Raw genomic sequence first — 23017 nt, 5'->3', positions numbered from 1 at the left:
CTCCTACAGGTTGAGGCCGGAACCTCTCGACGCCTGAACAGGGGCCGGGGTCGGCCGCCCTTTCCGATCACACATTCTGCGGTCGCGACTGTCCTTGCCAGGGAGTACCGGCGACAGTCGGGACCATCGGATGCCACAGATCGGCAATTCGATATCACGTCAGCCGGCGGGCTGCCCCACTGCCTCCGCGTAATACGAACGATCCACGACCTCGGACTCCGGCAGGATCCGGCTTCCCTTGAACACACCGGTCTCCTGAAAACTCTCTTGCAGGCGGTCGGTGGTTCCTTCGCGGATCTCCCAGTCGAATACCAGTGACGGAGTCCGTGTCATGATTTCCAGCGGAAGTTCGACCGCCGCGGCCACACTCGCGGCCGTCTTCGGATCGGCCTTGTAGTCGCCGGTCAGGTACGTGTTGACCGTCCGCACGAGAGCCCTGACGAACGCGACACCCGCATCGCCCTTCTCCCGGAGCATATTCGGTCCGAAGATGATCCCGCCGAGCGGCTCGGCAGGTGGTTGGCCGACCGCGAACGTGTAACCGCTGCTGCTGCTGATCCGGGTCCAGTAGGGGTCACTCAGCCACGCTGCGGGTATCGCTCCGTTCTCCAACGATGTGACCAGGTCGGCCGCGGGCAACGACTGGAACTTCACATCGTCGATATCGACGCCCGCTTCGGCGAACCCCTGGGTGAGCGGATACATCGTCACGCTGCCCGAGCCCACGATCGCGCCGATATTCTTACCTTTCAGGTCGGATATCTTCCCCGGACGCCCGTCCACGTCTCGAATCCACAATCCTGCCCTGGAATCGTCGGCGGAGAAGTAATTTCCCAGGACCCAGCGCAGGTCGATTCCGGCTGCCAACCCGTTGAAGAATGCCGAATCAGGTGCCCCGACGGAGATATCGGACTTTCCCGAGGCCAAGAGATTGATACTGTCCGCCGCGGGTACCTGTTTGAGTTCGACCTCGAGGTTCTCTTTCTCGAACTCACCACTCGCTATCGCGAGACGAACATTGGCCATGAACTCACTCTGCAGTGTCGAGGAAGTCACCAACAGCTTGGTTTTGCCCGGTAGCGGTTGCGGTTGGGGAGAATTCGCCTCACATCGGGCGGGTTTCCGGTCCGGTGCGCGGTCGGCGGGATCGGTCCGGCCGCCCGCACAGCCGGCGACGGGAAGACCCGTCGCGGCGCGCGGGGTTACCGGGCCCGCGGATCGAGAGGCATCCGACTCACCACCCCCGCAGGCCGATACGGCCAATGTGAGCACCGCGGCGAAGACGAGCCCCAGTGACGTACGTGTTCTTCTCATGCTGTCCTCAGCATTCTCGTAGGGGGACAAGAGTCGCCGTCAGGCGTTCGTGGCAGCGCCGTCGTGCGGAGCCCATTTCGTCAACCGCCGACCGATGAATCGGACGATCTCGGTGAAGATCACACCACCGACGGCGACGACGACGATGCCGACGAACATATGGCCGTTGAGGAACAGTGCGCGTGAGTTGAAGATCAGATAGCCCAGCCCGTCCGTTCCGACGATGAATTCGGCGGCGACGATCACCAGGAAAGCTATCCCGGCGCCCACCCGCATGGCGACGAAGATCTGCGGTAGCGAAGCGGGCACGAGTACATGCCGAAACATGTCCCACCGGTTCGCGCCGAAGCACTGCGCAGCCTCTCGGTAGCCCTCGGGAACCGAAATAACAGCCGACATGGTGGAGATCCAGACAAAGAAGAACACGGTCGTGGCGACCAGGGCGATCTTCGGCCCTTCACCCAGCCCGAATATATTCAGAAGAATCGGAAGCAGAGCGAGTTTCGGTACCACATACAGCGCATCGAGTGTCGATTCGAGCATCTTTCGAATCCAGCGGATCGAACCCATGACGAGACCGACAACAATGCCTGCGAACGAGCCGATGACAAATCCGTAGAAGACCCGCATGGTCGTTATCTGTATATCTGGCCAGAGCGTTCCTGATTTCAGGAGGTCCCAGCCGTCCCGGATTATGTCCGTGGGCGCCGGGTAGAGGCGACTGTCTATCCAGCCCACGGTGCTGGCCAACTGCCACAGCATGAGCAGCAGCACCGGGAAGCCGACTGCCAGTGCGGTATCGATGCCTCTGCGGCGTCGAATGGCGCCGGCCGAGTTTATTTCCGCTCGGCCTGGTAATCGCACCAGCACTCGATCGGTAGAGCTCTCGGAAGTATGCGACATCTCATTTTCTCCTACCAGCGGAGCCCTGCCCCGCTTCGACCTCGCCGCGGAGCAGCTCCCACAGCTCTGCCTCGAATGCCGCGAACTCTGGAGCCTCGCGGACGGCGGCGGACCGGGGACGTGGGAACGGAGAGCGTCGCTCTGCCAGGATTCGCCCCGGTCGCGCGCTCATCACCACCACCCTGTCACCGAGGATGATCGCCTCCTCGAGGCTATGCGTAACGAAGAGAACCGTGCGACGCTCGGCTTGACACAATTCGAGCAGTTCTTCCTGCAGGATCGTGCGAAGTTGAGCGTCCAGCGCGGCGAAGGGCTCGTCCATCAACAGGATTTCCGGTTCGGATGCGAGGGCACGCGCGATCGAGACCCGCTGGCGCATTCCGCCGGAGAGCTGAGCAGGATAAACATCGGCGAACTCGGCTATCCTCATCTTCTCCAGCCATGAACGCGCACGTCTACGGCCTTCGGATTTACGAACTCCTTGGATGTCGAGACCGAAACGCACGTTGGCCTCGACTGTCTTCCACGGGTAGATTCCGTAATCCTGGAATATCATCGACGCCGGATGAGCCGATTTCGCCGCGACGGTAACCTTTCCCTTCGAAGGCGGCAGCAGTCCGGCCACTATCCTCAGGAATGTGGATTTACCACAGCCAGAGGGACCGACAATGCAAACGAACTCACCCTCATCGATACTGATATCCATCGGACCGAGCGCGTGGACACTACCGCCGCCCGACCCGAAGGACCGTTCGACACCGTTCGCGGTAATCTTCGGACGGGAACCACTGGGTAGATCGATGGGGCGGTCCTGTTCTCGGGCCCCTGAAGCGATCGAGCTGTTTGTGGTCATTTTCTATACCTTCGACATGAATTGGTGGGCCGTGTTCGACGGAACTCGGTGTCACCGGACGGTCCACGACCGATTCGTGGGCAGAGACTCGGTCGGGCAAGGCGTAACGCTCCGATCATTGGCCGTGAACATTCCGGATCCCGGCATCTGGCACTTATCCGGAAGTGATGCGACGGTGGGTGATCTTCCAGCCGTTGTCGCCCCGGCGGAGCTGGTCGGAGTACCGCACGAGCAGCGCCGGTATCGGTGCGTCGTGAGTATTGCGGTAGAACTGCACATAACTGAGCGCTTGAGCCGTCGAGCCGTCGATGCTCACGGTGAGCGTGGTGATCACGTGGCGGGTGTGTGAGCCCGGTCCGCTGACGCCCGCCCTGCGCCGCTCGACTGCGGCGGCGACCACCTCGTCGATGCCGACCTGCCGTGTGCCGGTGGTCTCCCAGACCACATCCACGCTGTAGAAGTTCCGGTACTCCTCAGCGTGGCCCTCATCGGCACAGAGAGCGCAACGGCCGAGAAGGTCGCGGACCTCCAGTTCTGCCGCCGTCGAGTCCGGGCGCGCAATCGTCATGACCAGTATGTCCTTCCTGCAAAGCCTCACTGTGCCGCTCCGGCAACTCGGTATCGGCGCACCGTCGGTCGCGACGAGACCGATGCGGCACCGCCGCTGATCCCGCTTCCTCGATCACTCCACCCATTGCTCGGTGCGATCCTCTCGCCGCGGCTGCCGGCCGGTCCGGAACGGCGAGAGAGGGGCATCGACCAGGAGATAACGATGGAGGGCAGTGGTCAGCTCGTTGCTCTGCGCACGCCATGCCGCGAGGGCGGGGTCTGTGCGCAGAGCCTTCTCCAGCTCGGCCCACTGAGTCCACGACGGTATGGCCCAGAGCACGAAGGCCTCACTGTCGTTGGTCATCAATGTCTCCCAGGCTCCGACGAGCCGCCACCCGAAGCGTTCGTAGAGCGGTACGGCAATATCGTGCACTCTGCGCAGGTATTCGCCCGCTTGTCCGGGCGCGACGTGCACTTCCTCCTGGGCGTAGACATCGCCGGTCACTCCGGCGGCGCAGAGATCCGCGGAGGTGGGGCTCCACGGCGCGGGCAGCAGGAGCCGATCACGACCTCCCGAGCGAAACTCTGCCGCCGTGGCCCACCATTTCGCGAGCTTGGGATCTTGCAGCGCCTCATGTCGAAGCTCGTGCCGAAAGGATGCGGCGAGTCCGGAAAGCCCCTCTTCTTCCCAGATATTCACTACTTGCGGCCAGTACCCAGTACTCCCCACCACACCCCAGATTCCATAGCAGCTCTGGTTGCGTTCTTCTTGTCCGATGGGGCTGAAATTGGCAGCCATATGGTACATGTACTTTTCTCGGTTGTGGCCGATTATGTCGATGTACTCATGGATATATATCTTGTCGTTCATGTGGGCCTCCAAATGCGACCGCACTGTCAGCTTGTCGATCCCATTCGATTCCGGACCGGATGACAATGTCGTCACCCTGGCCGGCACCCGCCGGGACGGGAAGTGGTTCGGATACAGGAGTTCGCGACTCCCGTCAGACCCGGTCCAGGTTCAACATCCGGATAGCATTTCCGCGAAGTATCTTGTATTTCTCTTCGTCACTCAGCCCGAGTAGATGCTTCTCGGCGACATTTTTCGACTCCGGCCACGTGGAATCGGTATGCGGGTAATCGGTCTCGAAAGTGATGTTATCGATTCCGATCACATCCCGTGAGGCGATTCCATGATAGTCCTTGAAGAAACAGCCGAACACGTTACGCCGAAAATACTCGGAGGGCGGCTCCGGAGTGATTCCGTCACGTCCGACCCATGCCCTGTGCTCTTCCCACACGGTATCTGCGCGCTCGAGAAGATACGGCAGCCATCCGATCTGCCCCTCGGAATAGGCAATTTTCAGATCGGGAAACTCGACGAGCTTCCCGGAGAACAGCCAATCCGCCAGCGATGTCATGGAGTTGTTGAAGGAGAGCGTGGCAGCGACTCCGTCCGGTGCATCCGCCGAGGTCGCAGGCATCCTCGACGACGACCCGATATGCATGTTGATCGTGGTGGACGTCTCTTCGCAGGCCCGGAAGAACGGGTCCCAGAACCCACTGTGGATGCTCGGCAGGCCCAGATGCGCGGGAATTTCGCTGAAGCAGACAGCATGGACGCCTCGTTCGGCATTGCGCCGGACTTCGGCAGCGGCCAATTCGGCATCCCACAGTGGCACGATGATCAGCGGAATCAGCACCCCGTTGCTGTCACCACACCATTCCTCGACCATGTAGTTGTTGTACGCCCTGATACATTCCAGACCCAGCTCCCTGTCCGAGTTCTCGGTGAAGGTCTGTCCGCAGAACCGGGGGAAAGTCGGGAACGAGAGCGATCCGTCGACGTGGTTCGCGAGCATGTCTTTAGTACGCTCGACCGGGTCGTAGCACCCGGGGCGCATCTCGTCGTACGTCATCGGGGTCATCGTCATTTCCTCGCGGCTGAATCCGACCCCGGCCACGTGACGTTTATGAACGTATACGAGATCTTCGAATACCCAGCAGTCCGCCTTCGGCCCGTCCGGATCGAAGGTCTGCTCATATCGCCCGCCTCCGACATGCCGGATATCGCCGATTCCACGACGCTCGACACGGGGACCTTGCTCGCGATATTTCCTCGGCAGCCACGTCTGCCATAAATGAGCGGGCTCGACTATGTGGTCGTCGACGCTGATGATTCTCGGGAGATCCGACATATGACTTCTATGCCTCTCTGACTCAATCTGACTGTTCGTCAGATCGCAGTTTGGCATAGACCGAGCTGTGTGTCCAGCCTCACTTTTCCGTGAGCCCCGCCCGCGGGACGAGCGGCTCGGCGAACCGTTACAGGCTCGGCTTCCCGTGGAGCCGCCGCGCCCATGCCCCCGCAGAGCAGCCCGGGTTCGTCGGCGACGGTTCTCGGGGCGTTGCCGAGTTCGTTTCGCGAACCGCTCGACTCGCGCGACATCTATGTCGGGGCGACCACGTCGACAGGCAAGAAGTTGCCGCTGAGAACGGGGTGATGTCGTGGTCGATCATGCGCCGGATGCGCACTTCGACTCGTCTTCGGCACGCTCGCTGTCGGGAACCCTCTGTCGCACCGCAGCATGGCTGCGCCGGGGAAATCCTCGCCGAAACCGGTCGGCCGGGATGTCGTGCCATGCGATCGAAATCCGTTGGTGTACGGGAACACCGACGTTACCGACCGGTGCATCGAGCTGGTTCGGCACGTCCACTGAACACACCCTGCTGCCGATGTGCGTACGAACCCGGCCGGCCTTGCCGACCGAAGCCGATCGGCATCCGGAACACCACGAAACCCTTTGGCGAACAGGCGGGTCGACATATAGCCGGCCTTGTTCACCGGACAATTCGAAGTCGCAGCTACCGGTTTGGGCATCGGCGGCGGTGTCCGGGCGATACGGGCCGACGTGAACGAACCGATTCCGGAACGTCCGGTTTGTCGATAAAGGCAGGCTGTGGGCCGGCACATTGCTCGAATTCTCCGACGCCCTCACCCACTCCCACGACGCCCGCACCCGGTCGGGCCGAGCTGGGCGAGTTCGCCTTCGATACCAACCTCGACCGCGCCGAATAAGCTGATATCGGCGCCGAGTGGCAGGCTGATGTGGGCCGAGACCTCGTCGCCGATACGCCGCCCAGGCCCGGCGCATCTGTTCGGCAGCGCGCCCGTAACACTCTGTGGTCCAGGCGATCACGGCATTCGTGGCCGCGGTCGAACACCACGCTGCGGATCGAGGTGGGGCGCGGCCGAGCCGGGATCACCACCGTCGGCGGTAGCGCGTGCTTTCCCGAACTCACGATTGCCACCACGGAGCACCTGCGATAGGTCGCCCAACCATGATTCGGCAACTAGAACATGTGATCGGGACGATCGGAGGCTGCGCGGATCGCCGCCGTGATGCGGTCCACGTCCACGCGCTCCTGTTCGGGCAACGGTGCCCCCGCCGCGGCCCGCGCCGCCGCCGCGGCCCGGAGCAGGCGGCGGGCCCGTTCGGTGTGCCCGGCGAGGACGGCGGCGCCGGCGAGGCCTTCCTGTGCGAGGGCGATCGCGCGAGGGTCACCGATACGCTGGGCCACGGCCAAGCCTTCCTGGTGGTAGGCGCGGGCCCGTTCGGAGTCGCCGCGCTGTTCGGCGATGAAGCCGAGTTCGGCCAGGCTGTGCGCGATCCCGGGCGCGTAGTCGACGTCGCGGTTCCAGTCCAGGGATGCTCGGGTGTGTCTCTCGGCATCGTCGAAGCGCCCCTCCCGCCTGGCTCCGATGCCGAGGCCGACCTCGGCGAAGATCCGGCCGGGTTCGTGCCCCTGGTCCGCCGAGAGTTCCAGGGCACGTTCGTGCAGGCGTCGTGCCCGGGCCAGGTCGCCCGAGAGCAGCGCGAGCCGGCCCAGCCCCGACATCATATCGGCCGCCTGCGGCCAGAGTCCGAGCTCCTCGGCTCGGCGCAGTCCGTCGCTACGCAGTCTCGCGGACTCGGCGTAGTCACCGACGATCTCGGCGCGGCGGCCGAGCAGTTCCTCAGCACGGAGCTGTCCCCACCGATCGCCCAGAACCGCGAAAAGGCGCGCACTTTCGGATGCGTCACGCGCCATGGCCGCGAGGTCGCCGCGCAGCATGGCGTGGTGGGCCATGCTGCTGAGGGCGGCAGCGAGGCCCCATCGATCGCCGTGCGCACGGAAACCGGCCAGCGCCCGCTGGGCCAGCGTTTCGCTCACCGACTGGTCACCGCCGCCGAGCAGTACCTCGGCGAGTAGCCATTCGGTGAACGCGCGGCCCACCGGATCGCTCACCTGGTCGAATCCCGCCAGCCCGGCCTCGATCAGCTCCGGCCGGTCCGACGCGGCAGCGCCGAGCAGCGTGAGCGCCGATCGCCAGCCGTTGGCCCGCGCCCACAGGTCGGGAGCGGTCTCCCGACCGGCGCCGAGCGCCGTGTCGAGGAGTCGGATGCCCGCCCCGATCCGCCCCCGCAGAAACCAGTACCAGGCCATCGCGCAGACCAGTCGCAGCGCGACACCCGCGTCCCCACGGCGCGCCGAATCCTCCACTGCGGAAAGCAGATTCGTATACTCCGCGTCCAGCACCGCCAGCCAGTGCCGCTGGTCGACACTGCGTAGCTGCGCATGCGCCTTTTCGGCCAGCGCCACGTAGTATTCATTGCGCACCGCGCGCAGCGAGTCGGCCTCCCCGGCTTCTACCAGCCGATCCGAACAGTACAGGGCGACCGATTCCAACAACCGGTAGCGGGGGCCCGCCTCGGTATCGGTAACGGCGACCAGCGAACGATCGACCAGACGGGCGAGCAGGTCCGCAATGCGCGCGGGAATGAGACCGGCACTCGCGCAGACATATTCGGCCGCCGACAGACCGAACTCGTCACTGTGTACCGAAAGCCTGCGCAGCACGACCTGTTCCGGCGCGGTCAACTGCTCCCAGCTCCAGTCGATCATCGCGCGCAGCGTCTGCTGCCGACCGGGCCCGGAGCGGCGCCCGGTGACCAACAGCTCGAAACGATCGTCCATCCGCGCCGCCAGTTCCCGGATACCGAATGCCCGCACCCGGGCGGCGGCCAGCTCCAGTGCCAGCGGAATTCCGTCGAGCCGGCGGCAGATCGTAACGACAGCCGCGGCGTTTCCCGCATCGATGGCGAAGCCCGGCGAGGCGGCCGCCGCACGTGCGGCGAACAGCCGGACTGCACTGAACCGCGGCAGCGCCTCCACACTGATATCCGCAGACGAATACGGCAGATCGAGCCCAGCGACCGGGTAAACGGCTTCACCGGAGATGCCGAGCGGTTCCCGGCTCGTGGCCAAGATCCGCAGCCCGGGAACCGACCGCAACAGCCGCTCGGCCAATTCGGCCATCACGGCCACCAGATGCTCGCAGTTGTCGAGGACCAGCAGCACCTGTTTACCGTCCAGCGCGGCGACCAGCCGGTCGAACGGACCGGCGGTGGACTGGATATCGCTTCTGATTCCGAGCACCGCCTGCACCGTGTCCACGATGATCGTATCGGCGGCGGCGGTCGCGTCGATCCCGGCGAGCTCGACGAACCGGACACCGCCGGGATGATCGGGGACCAGCGTGCGCGCCGTCTCGATCGAGAGTCGCGTCTTGCCGACACCGCCGGGACCGACGAGGGTTACCAGCCGATAGTCACCGGCCAGACCACGCACCTCGCGCACCGCGTCGGCACGACCGATCAGCTCGGTCAGCTGGCCCGGCAGGTTTGTCGGCGTGCCCGGCGAACGAGGTACGAGCACTGGGTCCTGAGCGAGGATGGCCCGGTGCACGGCGACGATCTCGGGTCCCGGATCGACGCCGAGGTCGGCGCGCAATCGTTCCCGCAGCTCGGTGAAACCGGCCAGAGCATCACTCTGCCGACCGGACCTGTACAGTGCGCGCAACTGCGCGGCGCGGAGTCGTTCACGCAGGGGATATTCGGCGACAACCGGCGCCAGTTCAGCGGCCAAGCCGGTGTATTCGCCGAGGTCGAGCAGCGCTTCGGCCCGAGTCTCCACAGCCGAGAGCCGCAGTTCCTCCAGCCGGGCCGCCTCGACCGCCGCGAATTCCGCATCGGCGAGGTCGGCGAAGGGCGTGCCGCGCCAGAGTCCGAGCGCGGCGGTCACTACGTCCGCCCGCGATCGCGCATCCGCGCCGGTGAGTACGAGCATCTTCTCGAAACGGCCCGCGTCCACGGCGTCCATCGCGACATCGAGGCGATAACCCGCGGACCCGGACACCACCAGAGCGCGGGCGCCCGGCTCGGCGGCGGCGAGGACACCGCGCAGCTGCGAGACCTTGACCTGTAACGCGGATATCGGGTCGCGGGGTGCTCGCCGCGGCCACAACACATCGACGAGCCGATCAGTGGACACCGGACGCCCGCGGTGGACGAGCAGCGCGGCGAGCACGGTCCGCACCTGTCCAGCGGGGATCACGACCTGCACACCCCGATCCGTCCACACCTCCAGTGGACCGAGCACGCCGAACCTCATCCCGGAGACGATACGGACCGTCCGCGGACGGTCGATCGCCGTGTAGGGCGACTGTAGGGGTTCTGTAGGCCGCTGCGGCGAAGGTTGTGGGCGCCGCGGCAGCGCGCAAGCCACTCCCCCGGTGGGCTCGGGCGCCGCATGACTCCCACGGCACCTTGCTCTACCCGCCCCGGCTACCCGGAAAAGGACAGATGATGAGACGCCCTGCGACAACCCTGGCGCTATTGGCCTTCTCGAGCCTGATCACCTCGCTGGATTTCACGATCATCTATGTCGCCCTGCCCGATATAGCCCGCGACGTCGGTTTCTCCGGGCATTCGATGCAGTGGGTGGTCAGCGCCTACGCCATTTTCTTCGGCGGCTTGCTGCTGCTGGGTGGGCGATCCGCGGATCTGCTCGGTAGGCGGCGGATGTTCGTCCTCGGCATGGTGGTTTTCGGCGCCGCATCGCTGCTGGGTGGCCTGGCCACCGCCACGACCGCGCTGATCGCCGCCCGAGCGGTCCAGGGAGCCGGCGCGGCGCTGCTGTTCCCCGCGACTCTGTCGCTGGTCAACACCATGTTCGAGGAGGGTGCGCAGCGAATCCGCGCGCTCGCGATCTGGGCGATGGCCGGGGCCGCCGGCCTCAGCCTCGGCGCGCTGCTCGGCGGTGTGCTGACCAGCTCGTTCGGGTGGCAAGCGGTGTTCTTGATCAATATTCCGCTGGTCGTCGCCGGCGCGACGGCCGCGTTCGAGCTGCTGCCCGCGGACGGGTCGCGCGATCGGGCGCGCGGATTCGACGTACCCGGCGCGCTCACCGGAACCCTGGGCATCACCCTCCTGGTATTCACCGTGGCGCAAGGAGCGGAGTCCGGGTGGACCTCGCCTCTCGTCCTCGGCGGCGGCGCGACAGCGGTGGCGCTGCTGGCGGCGTTCCTGCTCATCGAAGCGCGCAGCACCAGCCCACTCATGCCGTTACGACTGGCCCGTGCGTTGGGGCCGGTGCTCGCCGTGATCTTCGTATTCGGCGCGAGCGTGCAGAACATCGTCTACTTCCTCACGCTGTTCCTACAGAACGTGTGGCGGTACAGCGCGCTGGTCACCGGGCTCGTGTTCCTGAGCCTGTCGCTGGTGATCGCGGTCGCGAACTTCGCCGCCGAGCGGCTCATCGTCCGAATCGGCGTCCGCGCCACCCTGATCATCGGTTTGGTTCTCGCGGCGGGCGGTGGTTTTCTGCTCGCGGTCGGGATGGTCACCGATGGGTCCTACCCGATGATCCTGGCGGGAATCGTGGTCTACGGCGCGGGGACGGGCACCGTCTTCCCGACGATGTTCACCGCCGCCGGCCTCGGCGTCGCCGATCACGAGCAGGGCAGCGCCGGTGGGATGGCGAATACCGCGATGCAGGTCGGTATCGGCGCGGGACTCGCGGCCCTCGTCGGTATCGCGAACGCGGGCACAGCCGGGCTCGACGACGAGGCATTGCGGATCGCGACCGCGGACAACCTGCGCACCACCGTCGTCGTGGCCGCCGCGCTCACTCTTCTCGGCCTGCTCGCCGCGGCGGTGCTGCCCGGACGCCGAGCAGCCGACAACGAACACCCCACCGCGGCGAACACACTCGCCCCGGTCCGAGGCGGGTGATCACCGGAGCAGCGACCAGGACAGCCCGGTAGGAGAACAGCGGGTGCCGATGGGTTCACGCCCGCGCCCATACCACTGCCTGTTCGACGAACAGTGCTCGACGAACAGCACACCGACACCAGAGGAAACTGCGTGAAGAACGCAGTCATCACAACAGCGCGATTCGCGGCCGCGGGCTCGACGGGCCCGGCGTCCACCGCGGCCCTCGGCTCCGGAGCAGCCCGCGCGGCGCCGCAGGGCCGGGACCGGATGGCCCGCCATCGCCCTGGTGCTCCGATACCGGGGTACATACAACATCGAGAGGAATCGTCATGACCACACAGCGCGCCGAGAAGATCGCCACCACCCCCGACTGGTATGCGCCGTACAAGATCTCGCAGGCTATCGTGGCCGCCGGCCTCATCCACGTATCCGGGCAGGCGGGCATCGACGAGCAGGGCCGAACAGTCTCCGACGATTTCCTGACCCAGGGGCGGCAGGCCTTCGCCAACATCCGACGAGTGCTCGCCGCGGCCGGGGCCGACCTGGCCGACGTGGTGAAGGTCGGGATCTTCGTCACCGATATGGCCGCCCATCTGGAAGAAGTCATCGCGTTGCGCGGCGAGTTCCTCAACGAGCCCTACCCCGCCGACACCTTGCTCGAGGTGTCCTCCCTCGCCCGGCCCGACTGGCAGATCGAAATAGAAGTCACCGCCCTCGCGCGCTGAGTACCGGCCCGCTCCGAACCCGAACAGCCCCATGGAAGGAAACAGCATGCGTACTGCGAAGTTGCGGTGTCGCCGAGGCTGTGCCGGATTTCGGCGTGGACGCGGCTCGGCACCGGAGCGGGCGACGGACGGCCGACTACCCGCCGTTCAGCCGGAAGAGCCGGTCAGCGTTGCGATGTGTGATCCTCTCCCGTTCCTCGGTCGTGATGTCGAGTTCGTCGAGGAACTCGTGCACGCCGCCGAGGTGGAGGAACGGGAAGTCGGTGGACCAGATCACCCGGTCGAGTCCCAACTCGGCACGGATGAAGTCGAACTGGGGGCGGTGGAACATCCCACTGGGCGTGACCCATACGTTGGAGCGGTAGACCTCGGCGATCGTGCGTGACAGCCCGGTGTCGCCCGGTGAGAGGACGTCGTCCAGGCGGCTGAGATAGAAGGGGACCATCTCGCCCCAGTGGCCACTGATGACCTGTAGGTCGGGAAGACGTTCGAACACTCCGGCCAGGATGAGCCGCAGCACATGAATGCCGGCCTCATGATGCCAGCCCCATCCCCCCAGGGAGAACTCCGCAGTCACCTTGTCGTCGAAACCCGCGTAATAGGATCGCTGCACCTGCTGAACGGGGTGGAACGGGTGCACGTAGAGAGGCACCCGCAATGCGGCGATCCGGTCCAGGATCGGCTGGTAGGTGGGTTCGTCGAGGAACCCGGCACCGGGACGTCCCAGGATGAGGACGCCGCGCAGACCGAGATCGGTCACGGCGCGGTCGAGTTCGTCGACGGCGGCGGCGGGCAGGTGCCACGGCAACGCCGCCAGCCCCTGAAGGCGATCGGGGCGAGCGAGGACCGCCTTCGAGAGCCGGTCGTTGACCGATTCGCAGAGGGCGATCGCCCTCTTGCCGGGGACCAGCTGGACCGGGCTGGTCCAGGAAACGATCTGCACGTCGATGCCGTGCTCGTCCATCCGCCGTATGCGGTCCTGCCCGAGGTCGGTTCCGAGGCGGATCGCTTTGTGGATGTCGACGGCGGGACGTCGGCCCGCACCGGCGCGGACCGGCGCGGAACTGGAACTCTGGGCCCGCATGTACGGCGCCTCGCGGGCGAGGACCGGACCTGCCGCTTCGGCGATAGACGGGTCGATCGCATGTTCTTCGATACAGATGAGCGTCATGAGGAGCTCCTGGTGGAGTCGGAAGCGAAGACGGTCAATCGGCCAACGCCGGTTTGATGGTCGCTTCCGCGAACTCGCGGAAGGTGGTGGGAGTGGTGTTCGCGGCGGTACGCACTGAACCGTTGTTGATGCCGCGCTCGCCGGCCAGGTCCATATCCACCATGGACCGGGCCATCGGCTCGGAGACGCCGCGATCGACGAGGAAGCGGCGCACGGCAGCGCGGTCTCCGAGCTCGTACCGGACGGGCGAACCGAGAACCTCGGTCAGGATCTGCGCGATATCCAGGTAGGAGAGGTCTTCTCCACCGAGGACGTCGACGGACTCCTGCCCGGTCCAGGTGTGATCGACCAGGAGTTCGGCAGCGAGTGCCGCGATATCCTTCGTCGCGATCCAGGGCATCGTGAAATCAGCTGGGAGAGTGCCGGAAACGACTCCGTTCCTGATCGTGGGCACCTGCCTGAGGACGTTGTCCATGAAGGCGGGCAGCGCGAGCGAGCGCACGTGCGCGCCGGTGCTGCGGAAGAGATCCTCCATCGCGTGCGACGCGGAGATGTGGCCCGCATAGATCTGCGATCCTCGCCCGAGCGCGGAAACGATCACGACGCGCGGCACACCGTGGCGCACGACGGCGTCGGCGCCGGGGACCGAGGCGGTCACGTACGCCTCGTAGGGACTGCTCGCGTTCGCGGCTGCCGGCATGAGCCAGAACAACGCGTCGGCGCCGTCGAGGGCGCGATCGACGACAGCCCCGTCGCAGTGCGACCCGACGACGATCTCGGCGCGCTGCCGCACTTCCGCGGGCAGCTTGTCCGGTTCCCGAACAACGAGGCGCACCGGTTCACTTCGCCGGAGCAGCGTGGCGACCAGCTTGCTACCTGTCTGCCCAGTGGGGGCGGTGACGACGATCATGGATGATTGCTCCTACTCCCGGAAACAAAAGTAGACTCTACCGTACCGTATACTTAAGGTGGCACGCCATGGCCCGACGCGGTGAAACGCTGCGAGAGCACATCCTCGACACGGCGAAACTCGCGTTCCTGGAGGGCGGCTTCGAGCGAACTTCCATGGACGCGATCGCGGCGCGCGCGGAAACCTCGAAACGTTCTCTGTATGCGCACTTCCCGACCAAGGACGCGCTGTTCCTCGCAGTCGTCGAGCGCGCCCGCGCCCTGTTCGCTGGGCGGATGCGCACGCCCAGGCAATACGCCGACGAACCCGCGGAAGCAGTCGTGCGGTACTGCGGGCGCTTCGTCCAACTGTTGCGGTGGTCCTCGGTCGCCCGGATGCTCCGTCTCGGCATAGCCGAGGCCGACCGGCTGCCGGATGTGGCGGCCGGCCTCTACGACGTCCTCTTCGGGACCACGGCCCGCGATCTCGCGGCGCACCTGGAAACCACCTCGGGGCTCACATCCGGCGAGGCCCAGGCGGCGGCGACCGAGCTGATCGGCCTGGTCGTCCACCCGACGCTTCCGCGCGTGCTGCTCGGAATCCATCCCGTCGTCGACGAGATCCCGGAGGAGGAGCACCTGACGACGGATGTCGACCTCGACAGGATCCGGCGCCTGTGCCGCATCGTGCTGCATCCATCAACTGCGGCGAACCAGTTCACCTCCGGGAACTGCCCTTCCGAGCCGTGAACGACGAGGAAGCGAACTCGTCTGCCACACACAGTGCGATGACGCGGTCGCACAGCAACCGCCTGCCGAACTCGTCGGCACACCGGTCGAGGGCCCGGTGGCCGGCCCCACGTCACGATCGCCGAGGTCCCGGTTATGCCGCTCAGGACCGAATTCGGTTTCGACCCCGGTAATCCTCAGCATCCGAGGGGCAATCCGGCCCGGTCGACATCCCCGGCCCCCTGCCCGCCGGAGACGTCGGAATCGAGAACCGCTCGTACGATCGGCCGTGCTCCGGCGTGTTTGCCGTGGAGTAGAGCTCGTAGGGGAAGCCCACGCAGGACACCCGGCGGGCAAAACGGTTGACCAGGCACGGACCCTCTCGATTACCGCAGTGACCGGAGAGCGGGCATTCGATCGGATCCCGACGCCGCCCACACTCCCACAGTCGATCAGTAATACACCGGACCGGGGACTCCACCGCCCGCCGCGATGGCGTCACCGGTGATGGCGATACTGCGCGGAGAGGCGAGGAAGGTGACCACATCGGCGACTTCCCGCGCATCGATGACCCGCCGCAGGGTGTTACGCGCGATCTCGCCCTCGAGGTCGGCGATCGCGCGTCCGGATTTCTCCGCATCGACAGTCAAACGGTCGGTGAGACGTTCGGTTCTGGTCAAGCCGGGATGAACGACGGTGACATTGACACCCGACGGGCCGAGTTCGTCGGCCAGGTTCTTGGTCAGCGCGGACACACTGATGTTCCGGATGGTCTGCGCGATCGAATTCGCCTGCCGCGCACCGAGTCCACTGATATTGACGATCCTTCCCCACCGCTGCTCGACCAGGTACGGCGCCACCGCGCGGGCAGTGCGCAGATATCCGAGAACCTTGATCTCGACCTCACGCCGCACGGTCTCGTCATCCGTTCCCGCCAGATCGCTGCTCGCCCCCGCACTCCACGGAGTGGCGGCGGAATTCACGAGGATATCTACGCCGCCCAGTTCCGCGACGGTCCGCTCGACCAGCGCGCGCACTCGGTCGTCGTCACCGGTATCGGTGGGTACGGCGAGTACGCGCCGGCCCGTCTCCTCCGCCAGCGTGCGGGCGGCGGCCGCCAGCGGCTCGGCCGAGCGGGCCGCGAGCACCACATCCACACCCTCGTTCGCCAGTCCGCGCGCGACGGCGAACCCGATCCCTTTGCTACCGCCGGTGACGATCGCCCGTTTTCCGTTCAGTTCCAAGTCCACCCCGTGCACGTTAACGGCAGGAGCGGACCGGGTCGCGGATCCCACTCGGGCCGATTCGAACTCGCCGGAACCGTCACTCGCGCCTGTCGCTCACCTCCGCCGCGGCCGGGCACACCCATTCGGTCATGACATCGGCGAGCGCGCGTACCCCGGTGTGGCAGTCCTGCGCCCGGGCGAATTCGACGGGCGAATGCGAGATACCGGTCGGATTGCGGACGAACAGCATCGCCGTCGGGACGAGGGCCGACAGAATTCCCGCATCGTGGCCCGCCGCGGTCGGCAGCACCGGGACCTCGCCCAGTTGCGCGAGAGCCCGGCCGACCCGATCACGAATGTCCGCCGGGAATTCGACGATCGGGGTCACCGATTCCGCCTCGACCCGCAGGCCGATCCCGGCGGCGGTGGTATCCGCCCGCGTCCGGTCCTCGATCTCGGCGACGAGCCGGCGCAGGGTGTCCTCGTCGGCGGCCCGGGCGTCCAGCCAGGCGGTGATCTCGGAGGCGATGGCATTGGCGCCGTTGGGCAGTACCGCGATCTTGCCGAAGGTCGCCACCGCGGTATGCAGTTCGGCAGCCTGCCGGGCGGTGTGCACCGCGGTGGCGTAGGCGAGCATCGGATCGCGGCGGTCGATCAGCCGGGTGGCGCCGGCGTGGTTGGCCTCGCCGGAGAATTCGAACACCCACCGGCCGTGCGGCCAGATGGCGGAGGCCACCGCGACCGGACGGTCCACCAGATCCAGGGCCCGGCCCTGCTCGACGTGCAGTTCGACGTATACACCGACCCGCTTCACCAGTTCGGGGTCCGGTCCGAGGTGCCCGATATCGCGACCCGCGCCGGCGAGCGCTTCGGCCAGGGTGATGCCGTCGCTGTCACGCAGCCCCAGCGCGCGTTCGGCGGTCAGCGCGCCGGTGCTCAACTGGGATCCGACGCAGGCGACACCGAACCGGGCGCCTTCCTCGTCGCAGAAGGCGACCACGGCGACCGGGCGGTCCGGGACGATACCTCGTTCGCGGACGAGATCCACGGCGGCGAACGCGCTCACCACACCGAGCGGCCCGTCGAAGGCACCGCCGTCGGGGACCGAATCCAGATGTGAACCGGTGACGAAGGCGTCGACCGGATCCCCGTCCCATCCCGGCGGCAGCCACCACGCCCACAGGTTGCCGTTGCGATCCACCTCCACCTGCATTCCGCGCGCACCCGCGCAGCCGGTGAACCATTCGCGCAGCGTCAGATCGGCATCGTTCCAGGCGAACCGGCGATAACCACCGGTGGCCGGGGCCCGGCCGACGTCCAGGATGTCGTTCCACAGGGTGTCGAAAGTCCGCATATCCATCCTCGTCAGAACCGGCCGGGAATCCAGTCGGTCCCCGCCAGCGGAACACCGGCCATGGCCGCCGATTCCACGGTGAGGGCCACCAGATCCTCCGGCTCCAGATTGCGCAGATGCGATTTACCGCAGGCCCGCGCCAGCGTCTGCGCCTCCATGGTGAGCACCCGGAGATAATTGGCCAGGCGCTGTCCCGCCGCGACCGGATCGAGATTACGGGCCAGTTCGGGATCCTGGGTGGTGATCCCGGCCGGATCGCGGCCGGCCTGGAAATCGTCGTAACAACCGGGCGCCGAACCGAGCGCGGCGTACTGCTCGGCGAAACGCGGGCTGTTGTCGCCGAGGGCGATGAGCGCGGCCGTACCGATGGCGACGGCGTCCGCGCCCAGGGCCATGGCCTTGGCGACATCGGCGCCGCTGCGGATCCCACCGGACACGATGAGCTGCACCTTCCGGTGCACGTCCAGTTCCTGGAGTGCCCGGACGGCCTGCGGCAGGGCCGCCAGGGTGGGGATGCCGACATGTTCGATGAACACGTCCTGGGTGGCCGCGGTACCGCCCTGCATACCGTCCACGACGATCACATCGGCACCGGCCTGCACCGCGAGCTTCACGTCGTAATAGGTCCGGGTGGCGCCGACCTTCACATAGACCGGTTTCTCCCATTCGGTGATCTCGCGCAGCTCGATGATCTTGATCGCCAGATCGTCCGGGCCGGTCCAGTCCGGATGCCGGCACGCCGACCGCTGATCCACCCCTTGCGGGAGCGTACGCATCCGAGCGACGCGCTCGGTGATCTTCTGGCCGAGCAGCATCCCGCCACCACCCGGTTTCGCGCCCTGTCCGAGCACGACCTCGATGGCATCGGCCTTGCGCAGATCATCGGGATTCATCCCATAGCGCGACGGCAGATACTGGTAGACGAGCGTTTTCGACTGTCCGCGTTCCTCCGCGGTCATACCGCCGTCGCCGGTGGTCGTCGAGGTGCCCACCGCGCTCGCGCCGCGTCCCAGTGCTTCCTTGGCCCGGCCCGACAGGGCACCGAAACTCATTCCGGCGATGGTCACCGGAATATCGAGATGCAGTGGCTTCGTCGCGTACCGATCGCCGAGTACGACGTCGGTGTCACAGCGTTCGCGGTAGCCCTCCAGCGGATATCGCGACATGGAGGCACCGAGGAAGAGCAGATCGTCGAAATGTGGCAGCGGCCGTTTCGCGCCCCAGCCACGGATATCGTAGAGACCCGTATCGGCGGCGCGCTGGATCTCGGCGATCACGGAGCGCGGATAGGTCGCCGATTCACGGAGTGCCGGATTCACCGGCGCGGGAGTGGTCATATTCGGTCTCCTGATAGGCGTGTCAGTAGGCGCCGAGGTTGTCGACGTGGAAGTTGTAGAGGGTGCGGGCCGAGCCGTACCGGGTGAACTCGCCGGGTGCGGCGTCGAACCCGGCCGCCGTGAGCAGCTCACCGAGTTCGGCCAGATGTTCCGGGCGCATGGGTTTCTCGACGCAATCGGCACCCAGCGAGGCGACCCGTCCGCGCACGTAGATCCGGGTCTCGTAGAGCGAATCCCCCAGCGCCTCACCGGCGTCACCGCACACGACCAGGCGTCCGGCCTGTCCCATGAACGCACTCATATGCCCGATATCGCCGCCGACGACGATATCGGCACCCTTCATCGAGATACCGCATCGGGCGCCCGCGTCGCCCTCGATCACCAGCAGGCCACCGTGCGCGGTGGCCCCGGCCGACTGGGAGGCGTTACCGGTGACCCGCACCGTCCCCGACATCATGTTCTCCGCCACCCCGACCCCGGCATTACCGCGGACTGTGACCGTGGCCCGCTGATTCATCCCGGCGCAGTAGTAACCCACATGTCCCTCGACGGTGACCTCGATCTCGTCGTCGAGACCGCATACCATCGCATGCGCGCCCCGCGGCGCGGTCAGGGTGACCCGGCGCGGCGCGTCCGGTCCGTGCAGCAGGGCATTGACCTCCCGCACGCTGTACGTGCCGAGATCCAGGACCGTGCCGGCGGATTCGGCCCGCACCGTGCCCTCGGTACTCACTGTCGGTGCCATACGTAGACCTCCTCCGGTTCGGGTTCGAAGATGCGGGCCTGCTCCACACCCGGCAGGCCGGCCAGCGCGCGATATTCCGAAGCCATCGCCACCCAGCGATCGGTTTCGGCCACGACCGCCGGTTTGCAGGCGATCGGATCGCGCACCACCGCGAACGATTCGCGGTTGGCGACAAGCAGGGTGTAGAAGCCGTCGAAGCGTTCGGCGAGCAGCCGCAGGGCCTTCTCCAGATCGGCGCCCCCGGCGAGCTCCCGCGCCACGAAACGGGCACCCACCTCGGTATCGTTCGCACTGTCGAAAACCACGCCGGCCCGTTCCAGTTCGTGTTTGACGCTCATATGGTTCGCGAACGATCCGTTGTGTACCAGGCACTGGTCCGGGCCGACCGAGAACGGATGCGAACCGGCCGCGGTGACCGCCGATTCGGTCGCCATCCGGGTATGCGCGACCCCCTGCCAGCCCGCCGCCGCGGGCAGTCCGAACCGCCGGGCCAGCGCACTCGGATCGCCGACGCCTTTGAGCACGGTGAGATCGCGGCCGAATCCGATGACACGGGCGGCCGGCGCCGCCCGGCGGGCCGCGGCGGCGAGGCTCTCCGGGTCGGTCTTCGCGTTCAGCACCGTGGTCGGCGTCAGATCGATCCCGGTGACCGGGGTGCCGATATCGGTGCCGATCGCCGCGGCGAGTTCGGCGGCCGGTACTCCGGCGTCGAGCAGCGATACCGTGGCCACGCCGGGTGGCGACCATCGCGGGTCGCCGTAGATCGCCATCCCGGCCGAATCCGGTCCGCGCTCGCACATCTGGTCGAGCATGGCGGTCAGCAGTTCGCCGAGCCGTGGGTGCAGCGCGGGGTCGCGCAGATGCAACCCGACTATTCCGCACATAGGAACTCCTCGTCGCGGTATCAGAAAGCGGTCAGGTATTCGTCGATCTCCCACGCGGAGACCGTGTTGTGCCAGGCGAAGAACTCATCGCGTTTGAGGCGGGCGAAATATTCGCTGACGCCGGGCCCCGCCCCGTCGAGCGCGTGCGCGACCACGGGGTCCGCGTCGAGCGCGTCCATGGCGTGCAGCAGGGTCATCGGCAGCACGGCACCGGAATCCCGCTGTTCACCGGGTGCGCCGGGATCGAGCTCGCGTTCGATACCGTCGAGTCCCGCGGCCACCCCGGCGGCCAGCGCGAGATACGGGTTGGCCGAACCGTCACCGCCGCGCAATTCCACCCGATGTTCGTCGGGCACTCGCAGGTAGTGCGTGCGATCGTTACCGCCGTAGGTGGCACGGCGCGGCGACCAGGTGGCACCGCTGCTGGTGGAGACCGCGCCCAGGCGTTTATAGGAATTCACCGTCGGCGCCAGGAGCGCCTGCATGGCGCAGGCATGCTCCAGCAGGCCCGCGATGAAGGCGTACGCGGTGGCGGACAGGCCCAGACCGCGGGTATCGGTGGCATCGGGAAAGATCGGCCGCTCGCCGTTCCACAGCGAAAGGTGCAGGTGCATCCCGGAACCGGTGCGATCGGCGAACGGCTTCGGCATGAAAGTCGCTCGCATACCGCGTTTCTCGGCGATCACCGACAGCAGGTACCGGGCGGTGATCACCCGGTCCGCCGTCGTCATCGCCTCGGCGTAGGCGAAGTTCTGTTCGAACTGCCCGTTGGCGTCCTCGTGGTCGCTGGCGTAGTTACCCCAGCCCAGCGCGTTCATCGCCGCCGAGATCTCGGTGAGGTGGTCGTACATCCTGGTCACATCGCGGGCGTCGTAGCAGGGCCGGCGGCTGGTATCGGCATCGTCGGCGGTGCGCAGGGTGCCGTCGGCCGCCCGGTTGACCAGGAAGTACTCGATCTCCGCGCCGGCCTTCACCGTGAGGCCGCGCGCGGCCGCCCGGCGCAGCGCGACCCGCAGGATCACCCGCGGCGAGTACGGCCAGGGTTTCCCGTGCACATGCGGATCGCAGTGCACCAGCGCCAGCCCGGGACGGATGAACGGGATCGGGGTGAACGAAGCGAGATCGGGAACGGCGACCAGATCGGGATCCTTCGGCTCCTGCCCCATACTGCCCGCGGCGTAGCCGGCGAAACCGGCACCGCCGGCCTCCAGTTGCGCGGCCGCCTCGACCGGAACCAGTTTGGCGCAGGGTTTGCCCGCCAGGGTGGTGAACAGCGCGAGGATGTATTCGATGCCGGCGGCCTTCGCCAGTGCCGTGAGAGTTGCCGGGCCGGTGGTACGACCTGTCGCGGGGGCGAGAACGGGGGCGGTATCGATGGTCATGGTCGCTCCAGATGATCGGTGGACGGTACGGGCGGTGGAGGTCTCAGCGCATCTCCCCCGCACCCGCGTACGGATGCGGGCTGACCAGCAGATCGCCCTCGGCGAAACGGGACCAGCGGAAATCGTGCGGATCCACCCCGGGCAGATCGGTCTTTCCGGTGAGCAGCAGATCGGCCACCAGCCGGCCCACCGCCGGGGAGATCTTGAACCCGTGGCCGGAGAAACCGGTGGCCAGGAACAGGCCCTCGACCGGGGCCGGGCCGATGATCGGGTTGTAGTCGGGTGTGACATCGTAGGCACCGACATAGGAGCCGGTGATCCGCGGATCGGGCATATCCGGAAGCCGGTGCCCGAGCTTGCCGATCACCTTGTCCACCGTGCTCTCGTCGGCACGGTTCACATAGTTGTCCGGGTCGATGTACTCCGGTGCCCGGTGGTCGGAGTTTCCGGCCAGCAGTTCGCCGTTGGGTTCCCGGCACAGATAGGACAGTCCGGCCAGATCCGACAGCACCGGGACCACGGGGAGCGGCGCGCCCTGATCGACCAGGACGAGTTGCGCGCGCTGCGCCCGCACGTCCACCGGTACCCCGGCACTCGCCGCGAGCGCGGGCGTCCAGGGACCCGCCGCGAGCACCACTGTGCCCGCGTGGATCTCGGAGCCGTCGTCGAGCCGGACTCCCCGCACCGCTCCGGCCGCCCCGACGACGAGTTCCCGGACCGGGGTGGACTGGCGGATCCGGACGCCCAGCGCCCGGGCCGCCGCCGCGAATGCCATACCGGCCAGGTACGCCTCGCCACGTCCGCCGAGCGGTTCGTAGGCGAAGGCGGCGAAATCGTCGAGGTACAGGCCCGGCCAGA

The 23017-nt window shown here is 66.6% G+C and carries 19 protein-coding genes and 1 pseudogene; 3 read left to right on the top strand and 17 right to left on the bottom strand.

Annotated elements, in window-relative coordinates; translation table 11 throughout:
- Positions 1 to 159 precede the first annotated feature (159 nt).
- The 8 genes and pseudogenes from ACWEWT_RS12210 to ACWEWT_RS12175 form a co-directional block, all read right to left on the bottom strand.
- Positions 160 to 1026: an ABC transporter substrate-binding protein gene (locus ACWEWT_RS12210; RefSeq protein WP_452558403.1), complete on the bottom strand. Its 867-nt coding sequence runs from the start codon at positions 1024 to 1026 to the stop codon at positions 160 to 162.
- A gap of 327 nt (positions 1027 to 1353) precedes the next feature.
- Positions 1354 to 2217, bottom strand: a complete 864-nt coding sequence (locus ACWEWT_RS12205) for an ABC transporter permease (protein WP_452558402.1) — start codon at positions 2215 to 2217, stop codon at positions 1354 to 1356.
- A gap of 1 nt (position 2218) precedes the next feature.
- On the bottom strand, positions 2219 to 3070 hold the full coding sequence (locus ACWEWT_RS12200; protein WP_452558401.1) for an ABC transporter ATP-binding protein: 852 nt from the start codon (positions 3068 to 3070) through the stop codon (positions 2219 to 2221).
- A 154-nt stretch (positions 3071 to 3224) separates the two neighbouring features.
- Positions 3225 to 3638 (bottom strand): nuclear transport factor 2 family protein, encoded by a 414-nt coding sequence (locus tag ACWEWT_RS12195; protein WP_452558400.1) that lies wholly within the window; start codon positions 3636 to 3638, stop codon positions 3225 to 3227.
- 114 nt (positions 3639 to 3752) lie between these two features.
- Positions 3753 to 4490 carry an NIPSNAP family protein gene (locus ACWEWT_RS12190; RefSeq protein WP_452558399.1) on the bottom strand — a complete coding sequence of 246 codons (738 nt, stop codon included), beginning with the start codon at positions 4488 to 4490 and terminating at the stop codon, positions 3753 to 3755.
- Positions 4491 to 4623: 133 nt separating this feature from the next.
- Complete coding sequence (locus ACWEWT_RS12185; protein WP_452558398.1) at positions 4624 to 5817, bottom strand: amidohydrolase family protein; 1194 nt, start codon at positions 5815 to 5817, stop codon at positions 4624 to 4626.
- 797 nt (positions 5818 to 6614) lie between these two features.
- Positions 6615 to 6849: pseudogene (locus tag ACWEWT_RS12180) on the bottom strand (hypothetical protein); the annotation flags it as partial.
- A gap of 124 nt (positions 6850 to 6973) precedes the next feature.
- Positions 6974 to 10114 (bottom strand): BTAD domain-containing putative transcriptional regulator, encoded by a 3141-nt coding sequence (locus tag ACWEWT_RS12175; RefSeq protein WP_452558397.1) that lies wholly within the window; start codon positions 10112 to 10114, stop codon positions 6974 to 6976.
- A gap of 191 nt (positions 10115 to 10305) precedes the next feature.
- Between ACWEWT_RS12175 and ACWEWT_RS12170 the strand changes: the two genes are divergently transcribed.
- Together ACWEWT_RS12170 and ACWEWT_RS12165 are read left to right on the top strand one after the other, a co-directional pair.
- Positions 10306 to 11736: an MFS transporter gene (locus ACWEWT_RS12170; RefSeq protein ID WP_452558396.1), complete on the top strand. Its 1431-nt coding sequence runs from the start codon at positions 10306 to 10308 to the stop codon at positions 11734 to 11736.
- Positions 11737 to 12047: 311 nt separating this feature from the next.
- Positions 12048 to 12443, top strand: coding sequence for a RidA family protein (locus ACWEWT_RS12165; protein ID WP_452558395.1), 396 nt, complete (start codon positions 12048 to 12050; stop codon positions 12441 to 12443).
- A gap of 136 nt (positions 12444 to 12579) precedes the next feature.
- On the opposite strand, the gene ACWEWT_RS12160 is transcribed toward ACWEWT_RS12165, so the two are convergent.
- Together ACWEWT_RS12160 and ACWEWT_RS12155 are read right to left on the bottom strand one after the other, a co-directional pair.
- Complete coding sequence (locus tag ACWEWT_RS12160; protein ID WP_452558394.1) at positions 12580 to 13614, bottom strand: amidohydrolase family protein; 1035 nt, start codon at positions 13612 to 13614, stop codon at positions 12580 to 12582.
- Between the two features lie 34 nt (positions 13615 to 13648).
- Positions 13649 to 14524: an NmrA family NAD(P)-binding protein gene (locus ACWEWT_RS12155; RefSeq protein ID WP_452558393.1), complete on the bottom strand. Its 876-nt coding sequence runs from the start codon at positions 14522 to 14524 to the stop codon at positions 13649 to 13651.
- A 2-nt stretch (positions 14525 to 14526) separates the two neighbouring features.
- Between ACWEWT_RS12155 and ACWEWT_RS12150 the strand changes: the two genes are divergently transcribed.
- The gene (locus tag ACWEWT_RS12150; protein WP_452558392.1) at positions 14527 to 15252 is read left to right on the top strand and encodes a TetR/AcrR family transcriptional regulator; all 726 of its coding nucleotides are present in this window, start codon (positions 14527 to 14529) and stop codon (positions 15250 to 15252) included.
- 431 nt (positions 15253 to 15683) lie between these two features.
- On the opposite strand, the gene ACWEWT_RS12145 is transcribed toward ACWEWT_RS12150, so the two are convergent.
- From ACWEWT_RS12145 to ACWEWT_RS12115, 7 genes are all read right to left on the bottom strand, one after another.
- On the bottom strand, positions 15684 to 16481 hold the full coding sequence (locus tag ACWEWT_RS12145) for an SDR family NAD(P)-dependent oxidoreductase (protein ID WP_452558391.1): 798 nt from the start codon (positions 16479 to 16481) through the stop codon (positions 15684 to 15686).
- Positions 16482 to 16554: 73 nt separating this feature from the next.
- Positions 16555 to 17811: an allantoate amidohydrolase gene (locus ACWEWT_RS12140; protein ID WP_452558390.1), complete on the bottom strand. Its 1257-nt coding sequence runs from the start codon at positions 17809 to 17811 to the stop codon at positions 16555 to 16557.
- An 11-nt stretch (positions 17812 to 17822) separates the two neighbouring features.
- Positions 17823 to 19148 (bottom strand): FMN-binding glutamate synthase family protein, encoded by a 1326-nt coding sequence (locus tag ACWEWT_RS12135; protein ID WP_452558389.1) that lies wholly within the window; start codon positions 19146 to 19148, stop codon positions 17823 to 17825.
- 22 nt (positions 19149 to 19170) lie between these two features.
- Positions 19171 to 19893 (bottom strand): GltB/FmdC/FwdC-like GXGXG domain-containing protein, encoded by a 723-nt coding sequence (locus ACWEWT_RS12130; protein ID WP_452558388.1) that lies wholly within the window; start codon positions 19891 to 19893, stop codon positions 19171 to 19173.
- A complete protein-coding gene (locus ACWEWT_RS12125) occupies positions 19878 to 20777 on the bottom strand; it encodes a class II glutamine amidotransferase (protein WP_452558387.1) in 900 nt (299 codons plus the stop codon). Before ACWEWT_RS12125 ends, ACWEWT_RS12130 begins: the two co-directional genes overlap by 16 nt.
- A 20-nt stretch (positions 20778 to 20797) precedes the next feature.
- Positions 20798 to 22159, bottom strand: coding sequence for a type III glutamate--ammonia ligase (gene glnT, locus ACWEWT_RS12120; protein ID WP_452558386.1), 1362 nt, complete (start codon positions 22157 to 22159; stop codon positions 20798 to 20800).
- A gap of 43 nt (positions 22160 to 22202) precedes the next feature.
- On the bottom strand, positions 22203 to 23017 hold an 815-nt coding region (locus ACWEWT_RS12115), incomplete at its 5' end, for an NAD(P)/FAD-dependent oxidoreductase (protein ID WP_452558385.1).

The organism is Nocardia sp. NPDC003963 (genome assembly GCF_053605105.1).
Note: the sequence above shows the minus strand (reverse complement) of the source record. Positions and strands in the feature narration are given on the sequence as shown.

Bases quoted from the DNA above. Each gene is read 5' to 3' on its own strand.
- ACWEWT_RS12200 (WP_452558401.1), bottom strand. From the start codon at position 3,070: ATGACCACAAACAGCTCGATCGCTTCAGGGGCCCGAGAACAGGACCGC.
- ACWEWT_RS12195 (WP_452558400.1), bottom strand. From the start codon at position 3,638: ATGACGATTGCGCGCCCGGACTCGACGGCGGCAGAACTGGAGGTCCGC.
- ACWEWT_RS12165 (WP_452558395.1), top strand. From the start codon at position 12,048: ATGACCACACAGCGCGCCGAGAAGATCGCCACCACCCCCGACTGGTAT.
- ACWEWT_RS12160 (WP_452558394.1), bottom strand. From the start codon at position 13,614: ATGACGCTCATCTGTATCGAAGAACATGCGATCGACCCGTCTATCGCC.
- ACWEWT_RS12140 (WP_452558390.1), bottom strand. From the start codon at position 17,811: ATGCGGACTTTCGACACCCTGTGGAACGACATCCTGGACGTCGGCCGG.
- ACWEWT_RS12190 (WP_452558399.1), bottom strand. From the start codon at position 4,490: ATGAACGACAAGATATATATCCATGAGTACATCGACATAATCGGCCAC.
- ACWEWT_RS12175 (WP_452558397.1), bottom strand. From the start codon at position 10,114: ATGAGGTTCGGCGTGCTCGGTCCACTGGAGGTGTGGACGGATCGGGGT.
- ACWEWT_RS12210 (WP_452558403.1), bottom strand. From the start codon at position 1,026: ATGGCCAATGTTCGTCTCGCGATAGCGAGTGGTGAGTTCGAGAAAGAG.
- glnT (WP_452558386.1), bottom strand. From the start codon at position 22,159: ATGACCATCGATACCGCCCCCGTTCTCGCCCCCGCGACAGGTCGTACC.
- ACWEWT_RS12185 (WP_452558398.1), bottom strand. From the start codon at position 5,817: ATGTCGGATCTCCCGAGAATCATCAGCGTCGACGACCACATAGTCGAG.
- ACWEWT_RS12155 (WP_452558393.1), bottom strand. From the start codon at position 14,524: ATGATCGTCGTCACCGCCCCCACTGGGCAGACAGGTAGCAAGCTGGTC.
- ACWEWT_RS12130 (WP_452558388.1), bottom strand. From the start codon at position 19,893: ATGGCACCGACAGTGAGTACCGAGGGCACGGTGCGGGCCGAATCCGCC.
- ACWEWT_RS12150 (WP_452558392.1), top strand. From the start codon at position 14,527: ATGATTGCTCCTACTCCCGGAAACAAAAGTAGACTCTACCGTACCGTA.
- ACWEWT_RS12125 (WP_452558387.1), bottom strand. From the start codon at position 20,777: ATGTGCGGAATAGTCGGGTTGCATCTGCGCGACCCCGCGCTGCACCCA.
- ACWEWT_RS12170 (WP_452558396.1), top strand. From the start codon at position 10,306: ATGATGAGACGCCCTGCGACAACCCTGGCGCTATTGGCCTTCTCGAGC.
- ACWEWT_RS12205 (WP_452558402.1), bottom strand. From the start codon at position 2,217: ATGTCGCATACTTCCGAGAGCTCTACCGATCGAGTGCTGGTGCGATTA.
- ACWEWT_RS12135 (WP_452558389.1), bottom strand. From the start codon at position 19,148: ATGACCACTCCCGCGCCGGTGAATCCGGCACTCCGTGAATCGGCGACC.